A 15547-nucleotide genomic window follows, 5' to 3' on the forward strand; every position below is an offset into this window, starting at 1 on the left:
CGGGCTTGCCGTGTCGGCAAGGCGCTGGCTAGCCTCCAAGAGTAAATCTTGCGCCCGGCGACCAAGGGTTCCACAGATGCAGGAGAGTAATACCATGCGTGTTCTTCAGGCTATCGCCATCGTCGTTTTCGGCCTGTTCGGTGGCGCGGCGCAGGCACAGTCGGTTGCGGAATGCGATTTCGACTTCGATGTCGACACGGAATCGACCAAGTTCCCAAACCTGCTGATCGACGGCGAGGTGAAAAAGGGCTTTTGGCTGTCGATCAATCGCGCCCCGCCCCGCATCAAGGCGCTGGGTCGCTACGTCGGCATCCTGCAGGTATGCCTGATGACGCCCGATGGACAGCCCCGGAGCGTGACACACGGCGGCAAGACCGCCGTCGTCAAGAGCCCCATGGTCAACAGTTGCACCGCGACGCTGCTGCCCGACAACCGGCTGTTGACAAACAAGCACTGCTACTACGACGCAGGCCTGGTCTCAGCTGGCTTCACCATCGTCCGCGAGGCTCGTATCACCTTCGGCTACACCTCGCCAGACTCGGGCGACAAGCAGCAAACCTACCTCGTGTCGAACCGTGAAATCGCGGCCAACGACGCGCTGGACGCCATGCTGCTGCAGATCGTTGGCGGCGACGCCAACACGGATCTCGGCGGCCACATCCCGCTGCGCGAAACACCGCGAGTGGAGCCCTTGCAGGATCTCATCATGATCCACCACCCTGCCAAGGCGCCGCAGCAATATTCCACCGGCACTTGCCAGATCCACCGCCTGCAATCCGAGATCGCGCCGGAGAGATCGCCCCTGCGCCACAGTTGCGAGAGCACCGGGGGTTCTTCCGGCTCGCTGCTGTTCGACGGCGACACGTTGGCCGTCGTGGGCCTCCACAACCAAGGCGGCCTGAGTCCGAAGGGCGACAGCTTCAACGGCGGGCACAAGTTTACAATGATCAACGACGCCTTCGACCTGGGCTTTTTTGACGTCGCCAAGCAGAGCGAGGAAGGGATCACCCCTGCGGCACAAGCGCTCGACCGGGCGTTGCAGCAGGACGACCCCAAGCGCCGACTCGACATGCTCGCCAGCCTGATCACGGATTTCCCCGGCAGCAAGGAGGCCGCCGAGGCCGCGCGCCTGCGCGAAAGCGCCGCCAGCGACGCCCTGGTCGAAGCCCAGATCATCGAGGACGCTGAGCCCCAGACCGCGGCGCTGCAGGCGATCCTGAGTGACTTTCCCGACAGTCGGGCCGCCGTCGGTGCGCGACGGTTTCTCGACAGACGGGCCAAGGCGGACTTCGACACCGCCCTGGACGCCGCGCGCACTCTGGCGGATCTCGATTCGCGCATCGCAGCTCTGCAAGACCTGCTGAAACGCCATGAGGACGATGCATTCTCCCAGCGGATCCAAATCGCCTTGCAAGAGGCCCGTACGTTGAAAAACGCGGCGCTGGGCCCGACCGGGCCGACGACGGGCCCGGCGGGAGCGGGCAACAGGGTAACGGCGAAACCTGTAGATCGCGTCGACACCCCACCCGCCGACAGGGTCGCGGAGGGCGCTGACGTCACGCCGCGGGCACTATCGTTCCTAGACACACTGGGGTTGACGATGCCCGCAGAAACCGGCCTGCCCGAGGGATGGTCCCCGATGCTGATCCCGGACGGCTTTGCCCGGCGGGTGGACGACTTGGCGGTGACCGAGGACGGCGCGCGCCTGCTGGTCCTCAACGGGGCTGACGGCCTGGTGATCCGCGACGCCGAGGACCTGTCGCTGATCGCCCGCGTGCCGCTGGAACACCCCGAGGGCAAGCTGGTGCTGCTGCCCGGCACGGACAAGGCAGTTGTGCCCCTGCGAGCCGGCGAGTTGCTCATCGTCTTGACCCAAACGGGTGAGACCGTCGATCGTTTTCGCTATATCGACGGCGACAACACTCCAATCGACGCCATGAACCTCGCCCCAGACAACCGTACACTCGCCATCGCGCATGGTGCGGCAAAGGTCACGCTGATCGACCTGGTGGATCAACGGCCGATCCGGACCCTGGACATGCCCAAGGCGGTAGACGGGACCGACTTCTTCATGACCTTCACCGCCGATTCCAAGGCGCTGATCGTCATGGACGGGAGAACCATGGCCGGCGTCACGACACAGGGTCGGCAGATCTTTCTCCGCGAGAACCTGCCGGACCGTTTCTGGGTAGGGTTGTCCCATGGCGACCGCCTGCTGCGCGTGCCCGGAACGGGCGAAATCCTCGCCGGTTTCGGCGAGGGCTCCGTCGCGGTGATCGACCCTAAGACCGGTGAGACACTGCGCGAATGGGCCCATCACCGCGACTACCACATCGCCGCGCTGGCTATGAGCGGCGACGGTAGCTCGGTAATCTCGACCGGGCGGGCCTATGACATCGCAATGACCGACCTGGCCACCGGCGACCTGCTCTGGGACGGAGCGTTTTCCGGTAAGATCTATGCCGAGGCGATCGCCGTGAACCCGCCGCTCGACCGGGTCTACTTTGGCCGGATCGACGGCGGGATCGAGATGCGTAGCCTGAGCTCAGGCGACTGGCTGGGCTTTCATCCGGCCCCCGGGCGATATAACGCCAGCACCGCCGCCCTGCGCGGCACCCGGATCGCCCTGGCCGACCAGTTTGGCGTCGTGGATCTCTGGGAGATCTCTGGCGACAAAGCGGTACTGCTGAACTCACTTGCCACGCTGGAAGAGCGGGAATACGGCCTTGGATGGGATTTCCCTTGCTGCGGAGCGCTCGGAAACCTCTCGATTTCGGACGACGGGAAGCTGGTGGCCGCATCGCAGGACGGACGCGTCGTCACCTGGGAGGCCGAGACCGGGCGCGTCCTGGCCGACAGAGAACTCGCAGGCGACGGTTGGGGCGCCGGGGAACTTGCACTGGTGCCGGGCTCGGACCAGCTATTGCTCATCGAAAGCGCAGAGGGCAAGACAAGCCTGGTGTTGCTCGACGCCATCACGCTGGACGAGGTGCGCAGGATAGATGAGCCAGTCGAGTCGCCCGATACCATCCGGGTCTCGCCCAATGGCCGCCGCGCCCTGGTTTCGCAGAGCGAAAGCGGCGCCGGCGCGCTGATCTCTCTGCCGAACATGGCCATGATCGCTGTGTTCGAGGCGGGGCGTTGGGGCGGCGATGCCGCCGGTTTCATCGAGGACGGGGCGCGCTTTCTCATCCTGGAGGAGTCGCAGGTGCGATATTTCGACGGCATGACAGGTGCGCCTTTGGAAAACCAGGCGAGGAACCCCGACACCTTTCGGCTCGCCTTGACGCCTTGGGTTCTGGGCGATCCCGAGACCGGGGATCTGCAAAGCCTCGATGCGCGAACCTCGACGGAGGCGCTTCGCTTGCCGCCTCGCCTGTATGACAACGGGGCTCTGCTGAGTCTTGCCGATGGGCGTCACGCTATGCTGACCGGCGACCAATTCGCGCTGCTCGACCTCGCGCGCGGCGATGTTGTCTGGACAGGTCTGCCGGGTGAGGCCGACACGGGGCTGCACCGCGACGAGATCGACACTCTGGGCCCGGACCGGGCCAAGCGTCTGCAGGTCTGGTCGCCAGAAGGCGACGTCCTTACCCTGGCCGCTTTCCGCGACCTGCGCGATTCGCTGATCCCACTCTACACCCGGCTGCAGACCCTTCCCGAGCAACCGGCCGAGGGGGCCGAGAGCCGGGAAGCTGCGGAGGTCCTGATGCAACTGCTTGCACAGGGCGATCCGGCGGTCCGCCGACTGCTGGTCGAGGACCGCGCCGCCGCGCTGTCCGAGAACTTGCGCAAGGAAATCCAGCAGGTGCTCAAGGCGCAGGGCTACTACACGATGCAGATCGACGGCGATGTCGGCAAGGGCACACTGGCGGCGATGAAGGCCTTTGTGACAGCGAACCGGGACCGCTAGGCGGGCTTGTGGTAAAGCGCCTTGGGCGACGAGCCCTCGCCCAAGGCGCTTTACCGGGCCAATCCAAGATCGATGTCATCCTACCACTAGCCTTATAGCGCAATCTTCTTCAATTCGCGTTGCCTGAAATCCAGGTCCCCGCCGGAACCGTATCTCTCCCGATCGAGCCTGTGCCCCAGGAAATCCCGCCGCAGCCGCTCGTCGATCCCCTCCATCAACATTCGATCCTCGAAAGAGTGCCGCAGGCAGTAGAGCGAATGTTCAGGCGTCTCCATCAGACCACGCTCCCGCAAATACTTGTTCACCGTCGCACTCAGCCCGGGCTTGTCATAGTAGCGCGGGAACCCCTTGGGGAACTCACGCGCAGCAGCTAGGGAAACACCCACGAGGGGCAGCGTCCTTCGCGCGCTGCGGGTCTTGACTGCCCGCACCCGGTCGCCCCCTTCACGGGGCTTGATTTCGATGTGAGGAATGGGGCTTGCCAGACATATTTCATCCTCCAGCAAGCCACAGGCCTCCGAGGGGCGCAGCCCGGTATTGATGATTAGCCGCACAATGGCCCGGGCCTCGGCATTGAGCCCGTCCAGGTGGTCGCCGTCGATCAGCGTGCGCTTGATCCATGTCGTGCTGAACGGCTTGCGGGTCGTTTCCTCGGCACCCCTAAAGGCGAGCTTCTTGAGCGGCAGATCAAGGCCCAACATCGTCATTTCGTTGACCCGTCGCAGGACGGTGCCGAAGACCTTCATCTCCTTGTTCGCGGTCGTGAGACTGACCTCGCCCGCCTGCACCCGCAGCCAGAACGATTCACGCAACTCCATCATGTGATCACGAGAAAGCTGCTGAATCTCTACATCTCCGACTACGGTGATAAAATTTCTGATAGCCCGCTTGAAGTTATTGGCGCGTACCCGGTTCTGGTTTGGACTTCGACGAGCGGCTTCCTCCTTGTCTAATTCGAAGAATATCTCCAGGCATTCCGTCATCGTCAGGCCCGGCTTTTCGATGGCGCCGAGAAATGCCTCGCCTTTCTGGTCGTTGATCTTTCCGTCAGGACCGACTGACATCTCCACGCGCTCGACAATCTCCGGGAGCGGGAGCTTGGCGACCTCCTCGGCTGGCATGAAGCGCAGCTGTCGGGCCTTGGCGAGATCCTGTGCCGCCTCGTAACGAACCTTGGCCAGGTTCGTATCGCCCTTGAGCAGGGCCTCCCACTGGGCCAGCAGTTGATCCCAGACATCCTCTGCCTTGCGCTGCGCGACCGTCAGGCTGTCCGTCTTGAGGGACATGTAGACGAACTGGCGTCGTTCGACTTTCGCGTAGCGAGTCGGGACGCGCCGCTTGAGATGATAGGTCGACCCCCGGAGATAGACGGGCATGCTTGGGCTCCTTTTGGAAGGAGATGCCACGAAAAGACATGGCGCGCTATGCCGCCTGCCAGTGGTGCGAAATGTGGTGCAAAACGTAGTGCAAAATCAGCACCACTAGGCGCCAAGGCCGACACGCTTTCGGCGAAATCACCTTGTTTCCAAGAGCTTGCACGATTTCCATTTTGGGAAAAGTGGCAGCCCGTAGGGGAATCGAACCCCTCTTTCCAGGTTGAAAACCTGGCGTCCTAACCGATAGACGAACGGGCCACTCTGAGGCGCGGCGGCGTTGGCTTGCTACCATCGCTGCGGCGTGAGGCGGGTTCTATGAAAAGCGCGCGATGCTTGCAAGCGGAAAATGCAGATTTTTCCGCCCCATTTTCCACCCCATCCCGTGAACATCCCTCACACTGTCCGCGCCGCCGGAGCGGCGTCGTCAAGGCGCAGCTGAACCGTCGAGCGGCCCTGCCAGAAATTGATGTCCAGCTTGCCCGCAAGGTGAAACCGAGCGCCCCGATGATCCTCCAATGCCGGTCCCAAAGGCCCCTCGAAAGCCGAGAACAGGATCGCATCCATCGAGGCCCTCAACCCGTCGGACACCGTCAACTTGAGATGCGCGCTGCCCACCCGCTTGGCATATCGAATCTGCATGTCCGGCAGGACAAAGCGGGGACCGGGCACCGCTGCCCCGAAAGGACCGGCACGCTCCAGCAGGTCGACCAATTCGACGCTGGCGGCGCCGGGCATCAGCACGCCGTCCACGCGCAGGTCCGCCGCCCCGCCCTGTCCCGCGCCCTGCCGCTCCAGCAGGTTCGACAGCCGCGCCATGGCGGGCTCCAGCTTGTCGCGCATCACCGTCAACCCGGCGGCCATCTTGTGCCCGCCGCCCTTGACCAGCAGCCCCTCGGCGGCCAGCCGCTGGATCGCGGCCCCGAGGTCAACGCCCGGCACCGACCGGCCCGAGCCTTTGCCCTCGTCCCCGTCAAAACCGATCACGATGGAGGGACGCCCGGTCTGCTCTTTCAGACGCGACGCAACAATGCCCACAACGCCGGGGTGCCAGCCGTCCTTGGCCGCCCAGACCAGCGGAGCGTCCAGCCCGCGGTCCTCGGCCTGCGCCAGCGCGGCCTCTCGTACCGCGCTCTCGATCTCGCGCCGTTCGGTGTTGAGCAGGTCCAGCCGCTCGGCCATGGCCTGCGCCTCGACCGGGTTGTCGCAGGCCAGCAGCCGCGCCCCCAGATCCGCCTTGCCGATTCGTCCGCCCGCGTTGACGCGCGGCCCCAGAACATACCCCAGATGATAGGCGGCAGGCGCGCGTTCCAGCCGCGCCACATCCGACAGCGCCACCAGACCGGGCCGTGCCCGGCGCGCCATGACCCGCAACCCCTGATGCACAAAGGCGCGGTTCACGCCCTTCAAGGGGGCCACGTCCGCCACCGTGGCCAGCGCCACAAGGTCCAGCGCGGCCATCAGGTCGGGTCCCTGCGCCCCCGCGGCGCGCAACTGCCGCCCGGCCTCGACCAGCATCAGGAACACCACAGCCGCCGCGCAAAGATGCGCCAGCGCGCCGTCCTCGTCCTGCCGGTTGGGATTCACCACGGCCAGCGCGTCGGGCAAGGTTTCGCCACCAAGGTGATGGTCCAGCACAACCACATCCGCCGCACCCTTGGCCGCCGCTATCGGCTCATGTGACAGCGTCCCACAGTCCACACAAACGATCAGGTCATGCGCCTCGGCCAGGTGCCGCATGGCGGGAACGTTCGGCCCATAGCCCTCGTCGATCCGATCCGGAACATACAAAGTCGCCTGCCGCCCCATCTGGCGCAGCCAGTCGATCAGCAAGGCGGCGGATGTGCCGCCATCCACGTCATAATCCGCAAAAATGGCGATCCGCTCGCGCCGCGACACGGCGCGCAAAAACCGCGCCGCCGCCGGTTCCATGTCCTTCAGGCTGCGCGGATCGGGCAACAGCGTCCGCAACGTCGGCGCCAGATACCCCTCGACCTCGTCCGCCGACACCCCCAGTCGCGCCAGCACGGCGCATAACGCATGCGGACGCCCGGTCCTCTGCACCAATGTCTCGGCCTGTCGGGTTTCCTCGGGGCCCGGACCGACCCAGCGCCTCCCGGTCAGACTGCTCTCCACCCCCAGATAGGACAAGGCTACTCCCGGCTTCTTCTTTGTTCAAATACCTCCGGGGGCAGCCCGAAGGGCGGTGGGGGCAGCGCCCCCAACACCGATTTTTCGACGAAAAATCGCCTCTCCGCCAGAAGCTCAGCCCTGAGGCCTGAACGGATTGCGATAGTTCATCCGCCGAACAGAGCCGGTCTTGGACCGCATCAACAAGGTCTCGGTGGTGATCCAGCCGACCTCACGCTTGATTCCGGGCAACAGCGATCCACCGGTCACGCCGGTGGCGGCAAAGATCACGTCCGCCGTCACCATCTCGTCCCGTGTGTAGATCTTGTCCAGATCGGTGATCCCGGCCTTGCCCGCGCGACCGCGCTCATCGTCGTTGCGGAACAGCAGGCGTCCGAAAATCTGACCGCCCATGCATTTCAGCGCCGCCGCCGCCAGCACCCCTTCGGGGGCGCCGCCGGACCCCATGTACATGTCGATGCCGGTCAGATGCGGCTCGGCGCAGTGCATGACGCCCGCGACGTCGCCGTCGGTGATCAGCCGGATAGAGGCCCCGGTGGCGCGGACCTCGGCGATCATCTCCTCATGGCGGGGACGCTCCAGAATGCAGACCGTGATATCCGACGGCAGACAGCCCTTTGCCGTGGCCAGCGCCGACACGCGGGTCGCGGGCGGCATGTCCAGCGTGACGATATTCTCCGGATAGCCCGGCCCGATCGCCAGCTTTTCCATGTAGACATCGGGCGCATGCAGCATCGAGCCCCGTGGCCCCATCGCGATCACGGTCAGCGCGTTGGGCATGTCCTTTGCGGTCAGGGTGGTGCCTTCCAGCGGGTCCAGCGCGATATCCACGCCGGGGCCATTGCCGTTGCCCACTTCCTCACCGATGTACAGCATGGGGGCTTCGTCACGCTCGCCCTCGCCGATCACCACCACGCCCTTGATGTCCAGTTTGTTGAGCTGGTCGCGCATGGCGTTCACAGCGGCCTGATCCGCCGCTTTCTCATCTCCGCGACCGATCCAGTCGGCGCTGGCGATGGCGGCCTGTTCGGCCACGCGGGCCAGACCCAGGGAAAGCATTCGGTCATTGAAATCGATCGGGGTGGACATCGCCGGTAATCCTTCGTGAGAGCCGCGTCGCCCGTTGAGTACCCCGCGCCGGGACAGGGCTGCAAGAGGATAGCGGTTTGCGGCCAAGAAGGTGTGGTCAATACGCGGCCCCGGCCCAAGGGGATCGCCCACACCGCTGAAAGGCGGCTGAACGCCGCCCTTCACCGGTCCATTTCCCCGCTGCCAGCCTCAGCCGATGATCAGCAGGTTGTCCATTCCAAAGAACGCTCCGCCCGCTTCGAAGACAACCTCATCCACGGAGTCAAAGGTGGCATCGTCGAATTCCACGAAGCTTGTGGTGTCACGGGTCAGGTTGATTGTCTGGCTGCCGATCAGCACGCCATCGTCGTAGCCATGCACCTGCAAGGTCATGCTCGCCGCGAAAGGCGAGGTGAAATACGCGCTTTGCAAATCGAAATTCGTGTCCCGGACGATGCTGACATCCGCCGCGCCGTTGTTCGCAACAAACATGCCGGATTGCAGCGCCGCGTCGTAGGGGTTGCCGCTGCGACCGTCGGACAGCGTCGCATCCACGGTGCCCCAATCGCCCTGAAAGACAAATCCGCCGGGTCCACCGCTCACCCCGGCCTCAAAGGTCTGCAACAGCGGATTGATCACATCCTCGCCGTCGGCCAGCCCGTTGATGGTGATTGTCACCGCCTGGGTTGCCTCACCTCCCAGCCCGTCATCGACGACAAAGATGAAGGTATCGGTCAGGGTTTCGTCCAGTTCCAGCGCCTGCACGTCCGCGTTGACGTTGTCGAGCGTATAGGTCCAGGTCCCGAACAGATCCACGCTCATCGACCCGTAGGCCCCTGCGCCACCGCCCTGCACCGACCAGTTAAAGATGTCCGGACCATAGTCCACATCCTCGGCCAGAATCGTGCCGCTGACCGTCAGCAGCGTGTCCTCTGTCACCTCGCCGGTGAAATCGCCGCCAATGATCTCGGGATCGTCGTTGACGCCGAAAATCGTGATGCCGATCATCTCCGACGCAGCCCCGCCGTTGCCGTCATCAATGTTGACGTCATAGGAAAACGTCACCGAGTCGCCGCTGCCAAGGTACTGAAACAGCGCGTTCTCTGCCGAAAAGCTCCAGTCCGCTGTCCCGTTTGCGACCCCGGTCGTGTCCGAGGCCGCCACCGTCAGGAAATCCTCTGCCGCCGCCCCGGTCAGCCCGTCGTTCAACCCGTCAATCCCCGCAAGGCCCGCATCGGCCACGTGGGTGTCGGACAGATCGACATCTGAAAACAGAATACTGCCGGAGGTGGTCAGTATCGGCGTGCTGTCATCCTCTGTGACCGCGCCCGTCAGATCAGAGGCCCCGGCGTCGATAACCACACCGTCGTTCAATCCTGCGATGACGATATCGCGTATCAGCACCGACACCCCGCCTTGCCCGTCGGACACCTCGACAGAGACCGTCTCGGTCGCGCTTTCACCCACCGCAAGATACTGAAACGCGGCACCGGGATCGAAGGTCACGGTGAATTGCCCACCGGTGTAATTTCCGTTTGTCACATCGACCGGACCGCCCGCCGACACCGTCCCGTCCGAGACAGAGATATCGTCAAGGCTGACCGTTCCGCCGTCAAAATCGAAGGCATCAAACGTAAAGACCTTTACCGAGTCCTCATCGGTGGTCTGATCGTCCATCAGCACCAAGGGGGCGTTGTTCTGCCCGATCAGGTAGGTGAAATCGCCAAACAGCAACGTGCCGATCTGCTTTACCGTGTCGGTGCCTTCGTCGCCGGCGTCGGGGCTGGTGTCCTCGACCACCGTGGCGTTGCCCTTCCCGCCATAGATCAGGAAATCAAAGATAGAGCCCGCATAGACCGCCGTGTCATTGCCGTCATTGCCGCGAATCGTATCGTCGCCACCGCCGCCCTCGATCGTATCATCGCCGTCCCCGGCGTTGATCACGTCGCCCTGATCCGATCCGGTGATATCGTCGTTGCCGTCACCTCCGTTGATACGGACGGCCTCACCGGGATCGACCGGCGCAAGTGTATCGTCCCCGTCTGTCCCGGTGATCGGATGACCGAATACATTGGAATTATCTTTTGGCATATGTCGTCCCCCCGTCGCATCGGACCCGCCAAAATCACCGGCGCGGCGCTGCCAAAAGGGCGTCGCCGGACACCGTTTACGGTGCCGCTATCCAATCCTTAACGAAAGGTTAACCGCAGAATGCGGAATCGCCAAACCTTTTGATGACGCTACGTCATTCATCGCGACGCGGGGCGCCGCGATGACCTGTCTCAGACCTCTTCGATGCGCAGGGCCACCGGGGGCGACATCATCACGCCCGTAGCCTCCATCCCGGCCAATGCCTGATCCAGTGCGGCCCGTGTGGTGCGATGGGTCACGATCAGAACCGGGGCGCTGTCGTCGCTGTGATCGTACTGCCGCATCCGGTTGATCGACACGCCCGCCTCGCCCAATGCCGTGGCCACCTTGGCCAGCGCACCGGGTTTGTCCGCCAGAGCGGTGCGCAGGTAATAGGGCGCAGGGGTCGAGGCCATGGCCGGAACAGCCGGTTTCAAGGCATCCGCCGGGCGGCCAAAGGTCGACACCCGCAGCCCGCGCGCAATGTCCATGACATCGCCCATGACGGCGCTGGCGGTCGGGCCTTCGCCCGCGCCCGCACCGCGCAGCACGATCTGACCCACCTGGTCGCCCTCGATCACCACCATGTTGGTGCCGCCCTGCAACTGGCCCAGCGGCGAATTGGCAGGCACAAGGCAGGGCGCCATGCTTTGCTCCAACCCCCGCCCGGTCATCCGCGCCACCCCCAACAGCTTGATCCGAAAGCCCATGTCGGCGGCCTGCCGGATGTCCTCGATGGTGACGCTGCCGATGCCTTCCAGTTCCACCGCGTCAAAGGCCACCTGCGTGCCAAAGGCGATGGAGGACAGCAGCGACAGCTTGTGCCCCGCGTCGATCCCGCCCACGTCCAGTTGCGGATCGGCCTCCAGATAGCCCAGCGCATCCGCCTCGGCAAAGGCCGCGTCATAGCTCAGACCGCCGTCCTCCATCCGGGTCAGGATGTAGTTGCAGGTGCCGTTCATCACCCCCATGACGCGCTCGATCTCATTGCCCGCCAACCCCTCGGTCAGCGCCTTGATGACCGGGATACCGCCCGCCACGGCCGCCTCGAACCGCAGCACGGCCCCGGTGGATTCGGCCAGTTCCGCCAATGCCTGACCGTGATGGGCCAGCATCGCCTTGTTCGCGGTCACCACATCCTTGCCCGCCTTCAGCGCCGCCTCGACGGCAGCCTTCGCCGGTCCGTCGCTGCCGCCCATCAGTTCGACAAAGACATCCACGTCGTCGCGGGTCGCCAGCGCAACCGGATCGTCCTCCCACGCGTAAGACGCCAGTGACACGCCGCGATCCTTGTCGCGGGTGCGGGCGGACACGGCGCTGATCTCGATGGCGCGCCCGGCGCGTTCCGTCAGCAGCGCCGCCTTCTGGCGCAGGATCTTGACGACACCGGTGCCCACGGTCCCCAGACCGGCAATACCAAGGCGTAGTGGCTGGGACATGGGACGGGCTCCTGTTTTTCCTTGGATCGATCAAAGCCCCGGTTACCGCCAAGCAGCCGCAGGGACAAGAGCGCGCGGCACAGCATCGGCCCACAGGCCGCACGACGCCTCCGGAAAAGGCACGGTCAAGCGGTTACTGCGCGCGCAACTCTGCGGCCCGGCGGCGCAATCGCGCCACCCGCCCGTCGACACCGCGCGGCGCAATCGCAACCCGTTGCAGCCGGTCCGCCCGCGACCGCAGGGCGCTGACCCGCCCCTCGACTGCCACGATCTCCGCCTCCGAGGCGCGCGGAACCGCGCCGTTCAGCAAGTCGCCCAGCGGCAGGAATTCCGGATAGGCCGCCGTGGCCACGCCGGGCGTCGCCACCGCGTCCAGTTCGGGAAACTGGGTACAGCCCGCAAGACCGCCCGCGACAGCCAGCCAGATCAGGAAATGACACGACACCTTCCGCATGTGACTGTCATGCCCCAGCCTGCGAAGACTGGCAAGCATCCCGCTTGATCTGAACGCCTGTTCAGATAACCATGGCCGCCATGGCACGCACTCAGGGAAGCCACTCCGAAATCACCGGCCCGCGCATCCGCGAGGCGGCGCTGAGGCTGTTCGCGGAACGCGGCTACGCGGCTGTCTCCATGCGCCAGATTGCCTCCGAGGTGGGGCTACAGGCGGGCGCGCTCTACAATTACACGCCTGACAAGCAGGCGCTGCTGTTCTCGCTGATGCAGGACCATATGGACGACCTGCTGACCGACTGGCGCGCGCGCCCCGCGGCAGGATCGCCACAGGCGCGTCTTGAGGATTTCGTGCGCTTCCACATCGGCTTTCACCTCGAACGGCCAGAGCTGGTGTTCATCGCCTACATGGAACTGCGCAACCTGACGCCGGAACATTTCGCAATCATCGAAGGCCTGCGGCGCGACTACGAAGACGCGCTCGAGGACATCCTGCGCCGGGGCCGCGACGCGGGCCTGTTCGATGTCGCCGACACCAAGCTGACAACCCTCGCGGTGATCGCCATGCTGACCGGCATCACGACATGGTATCGCCCCGGCGGCCGCCTCGGCGTGGCGCAGGTGCAGGATCTCTACTGCGACATGGTGCGCAAGGCGGTCGCGGCCTAGCCCCTCCCCGGCCGCCCAAGCCTGTTCGCCGGAGCCATCTCTCGCTTGATGCCGAAAAGAGACGCCCGGTGGCGGGGGACAAGGGGGCGCAGCCCCGCCGCAGGCGGCTTGCCCTTGTCGCCCGCCACCGGGTGGCTCAGGCAGCAAAAAGCGAGCGATGGTTTCGGCGGACAGGCGGGTCTGTTCGCGGGTGAATCGCAAAGCGGAAAACGCGCCGTCAGGCGCGAATCCACAGGGTCGGCGGGCGGGCGATGTTGCGGCCCCTTGGGGCCGCGACGAGTCCCGTCCGGCGATCCCGTACCAAGATACCCGGTCAGGGCGTCCGGCTTGCCTGGATCGACTCGAGGTATTCCGCCAGCGCCACCAGTTTGCGCGGCGTCGGCGTCGGCTTGCCGTCGCCGCTGTCGTAGGGCACCAGATCCCCCTCCAGCAGCGCACCGAACTCCGGCATCCCCGGCCCCGCCAGATCCGACCGGGCATAGCCGTCGATGATCGACATGACCTTGGCGCGTGGGAAAACGTCGCGGTTACGCAGCTTGATCAGCGTCAGGTTCTTTGGCGGCTTTTTCATCGCCCGCGCCATTCGACCGTCGCCCTTGCCGTCCTCACCATGACAGACGGCGCAATTGGCCATGAACAGCGCGCGCCCGTCCTGCGGACCCGGCATCGCGCCGTCTTCCATACAGGCGGCCAGACCCAATGCCGCCGCCAGCCCGATGATTACCTTGTGCATGCCTGCCCTCATTTCCTGCCTTTGCCTGTCTCCTGCCAAAGCGCCGCGCCGGCGGCAAGCCCTGTCAACCTTCGCCATCGACTTGCAGGCTGCCCACATAGGCCACCACATCCAGCAGGCCCCTGGGGGTCATGATGACCGCCCCGGACGGCGCGCGCCATTCCACCACCGGGCCTTTCAGTTCCTGCCCGAATTCGGGCATCGAGCCGCGGTGGAACTTGCCGGGATAGCCGTGGATCGTCGCCAGCACCCGTTCGGCCGGAAAGCTGCCGCCATTGGCCAGCGCCAGCCCGGTCAGGTCCGGCGGCGTCACCGGCAGATCAGCCCCCAGCGGGCCATCGCCCTGTCCTGTGACCCCGTGGCAATAGGCGCAGTTGGCGGCAAAAGCCTTGGCACCGGGAGGGACGTCCACTTCGTCACTGACGGACCGCGAGGGGGCAAACCATGCGCGGCTTGTGCCGTCCTGCCGTGACCAGAACGGCGTGCAGGCGGTCGCTGTGATCAGCGCGGCCACGGCCAGTGCCTTGATATACATGTCCCGCTCCGTTCTTGTTCTTGCCCCGGAACCGCACCGCCGCCATGACAGGTGGTGACAGTCGCCACAGGTCCGGTCATAGTCGCGCCGGACAGACGGGAGGTCCACATGCTTGATCCTGCCACCGCGCAGCGCCTGTTGGAAGAGAATTTCGCACCTTGGGTCTTGGCGTTGCAGCCGAGGGTTACCGCCATCGGGCCCGAGTCCGCGGTGCTGGAGATCCCCGTCACCCCGGACATCGCGCGGGTGGGCGGGATTGTCTGCGGGCAGGCGCTGGCGACGCTGGCGGATACCTCGATGGTCTTTGCCTGCGCCGGGCGGCTGGGGGCGTTCAAACCGGTGGCCACCACCAACCTTGAGACCCGCTTTCTCAGCGCCGCGCGCGGCGCGGCGGTGCGCTGCACGGCGCGGGTGATCAAGGCCGGGCGGGCGATGATCTTTGCCGAGGCCACGCTGATCCGGCTGCCCGATGCGGTGCCGGTGGCGGCGGCCAGCGCGACCTTTTTCCTTGCTGAATGAAAGACCGAGAATGACTCAATATGCCCTTGTCATGCTGCTGGCCGGGATCGGCATCCCGACCTTGGCGGCGCTCAACGCGGCGCTTGGCGTGCGGCTGGGCTCGCCCATCGCGGCGGCGGTGGTGCTGTTTTGTGTGGCGCTGGCCTCGACCCTGGCGGTCTGGCTGGCGAGCGGGGCCAAGGGATTGGGCGGCGTGACAGAGGCGCCCCGGCATCTGCTGCTGGGCGGATGCCTCGTGGCGTTTTACGTGCTGTCGGTGACGATCATCGCGCCCAAATTCGGGGTCGGAAACGCGGTCTTTTTCGTGCTCATCGGGCAGTTGATCAGCGCCGCGGCGATCGACCATTTTGGCCTCTTCGGGGCGCGGCTCTCGCCGCTGACCCTGACCCGGTCGACGGGCATCGCGGTGATGGCGCTGGGGGTCTGGATCACCCAGCGGGCCTGAGGCTGTCCACACGTGGACAGCCCACGGGGCACGCAAGATCAATGGGTTACAGAGACGAATTTACCTTTTGGTGACAAACCCGCCCCGGCAAGGACGCGGCGGGCGGGGCATTAACCCGG

Annotated in this window: 12 protein-coding genes and 1 tRNA gene; 4 read left to right on the top strand and 9 right to left on the bottom strand. The window is 65.1% G+C overall.

What is annotated here, in order from left to right; translation table 11 throughout:
* Positions 1-94 precede the first annotated feature (94 nt).
* Positions 95-3913: a trypsin-like peptidase domain-containing protein gene (locus ACN0S5_RS14905; protein ID WP_417209491.1), complete on the top strand. Its 3819-nt coding sequence runs from the start codon at positions 95-97 to the stop codon at positions 3911-3913.
* A gap of 92 nt (positions 3914-4005) precedes the next feature.
* Here ACN0S5_RS14905 and ACN0S5_RS14910 read toward each other — a convergent pair whose 3' ends face one another.
* The 7 genes from ACN0S5_RS14910 to ACN0S5_RS14940 all read right to left on the bottom strand — a co-directional run bounded on the left by ACN0S5_RS14910 (position 4006) and on the right by ACN0S5_RS14940 (position 12528).
* Entirely contained in the window at positions 4006-5289 is a 1284-nt protein-coding gene (locus tag ACN0S5_RS14910) for a DUF6538 domain-containing protein (protein ID WP_417209492.1), read from the bottom strand.
* Positions 5290-5472: 183 nt separating this feature from the next.
* Positions 5473-5547 (bottom strand) — tRNA-Glu (locus ACN0S5_RS14915).
* Positions 5548-5682: 135 nt separating this feature from the next.
* The gene (recJ, locus tag ACN0S5_RS14920) at positions 5683-7437 is read right to left on the bottom strand and encodes a single-stranded-DNA-specific exonuclease RecJ (RefSeq protein ID WP_417209494.1); all 1755 of its coding nucleotides are present in this window, start codon (positions 7435-7437) and stop codon (positions 5683-5685) included.
* A gap of 114 nt (positions 7438-7551) precedes the next feature.
* Positions 7552-8526, bottom strand: coding sequence for a class II fructose-bisphosphatase (gene glpX / locus ACN0S5_RS14925; protein ID WP_417209495.1), 975 nt, complete (start codon positions 8524-8526; stop codon positions 7552-7554).
* Between the two features lie 189 nt (positions 8527-8715).
* The gene (locus ACN0S5_RS14930; RefSeq protein WP_417209496.1) at positions 8716-10596 is read right to left on the bottom strand and encodes a VCBS domain-containing protein; all 1881 of its coding nucleotides are present in this window, start codon (positions 10594-10596) and stop codon (positions 8716-8718) included.
* A gap of 191 nt (positions 10597-10787) precedes the next feature.
* Positions 10788-12074 carry a homoserine dehydrogenase gene (locus tag ACN0S5_RS14935; RefSeq protein ID WP_417209498.1) on the bottom strand — a complete coding sequence of 429 codons (1287 nt, stop codon included), beginning with the start codon at positions 12072-12074 and terminating at the stop codon, positions 10788-10790.
* A 133-nt stretch (positions 12075-12207) separates the two neighbouring features.
* A complete protein-coding gene (locus ACN0S5_RS14940; RefSeq protein WP_417209499.1) occupies positions 12208-12528 on the bottom strand; it encodes a hypothetical protein in 321 nt (106 codons plus the stop codon).
* Between the two features lie 80 nt (positions 12529-12608).
* On the opposite strand from ACN0S5_RS14940, the gene ACN0S5_RS14945 reads away from it, so the two are divergent.
* Positions 12609-13196, top strand: a complete 588-nt coding sequence (locus tag ACN0S5_RS14945; protein ID WP_417209500.1) for a TetR/AcrR family transcriptional regulator — start codon at positions 12609-12611, stop codon at positions 13194-13196.
* Between the two features lie 313 nt (positions 13197-13509).
* On the opposite strand, the gene ACN0S5_RS14950 is transcribed toward ACN0S5_RS14945, so the two are convergent.
* Complete coding sequence (locus tag ACN0S5_RS14950; RefSeq protein WP_417209501.1) at positions 13510-13929, bottom strand: c-type cytochrome; 420 nt, start codon at positions 13927-13929, stop codon at positions 13510-13512.
* 64 nt (positions 13930-13993) lie between these two features.
* The gene (locus tag ACN0S5_RS14955) at positions 13994-14464 is read right to left on the bottom strand and encodes a c-type cytochrome (protein WP_417209503.1); all 471 of its coding nucleotides are present in this window, start codon (positions 14462-14464) and stop codon (positions 13994-13996) included.
* Between the two features lie 108 nt (positions 14465-14572).
* Here ACN0S5_RS14955 and ACN0S5_RS14960 point away from each other — a divergent pair, with 108 nt between their 5' ends.
* The gene (locus tag ACN0S5_RS14960; protein WP_417209504.1) at positions 14573-14983 is read left to right on the top strand and encodes a PaaI family thioesterase; all 411 of its coding nucleotides are present in this window, start codon (positions 14573-14575) and stop codon (positions 14981-14983) included.
* Positions 14984-14993: 10 nt separating this feature from the next.
* Positions 14994-15428 carry a DMT family transporter gene (locus ACN0S5_RS14965; RefSeq protein WP_417209505.1) on the top strand — a complete coding sequence of 145 codons (435 nt, stop codon included), beginning with the start codon at positions 14994-14996 and terminating at the stop codon, positions 15426-15428.
* Positions 15429-15547: the final 119 nt, after the last annotated feature.

The organism is Antarctobacter sp., assembly GCF_048262615.1.
Lineage (GTDB): Bacteria > Pseudomonadota > Alphaproteobacteria > Rhodobacterales > Rhodobacteraceae > Antarctobacter.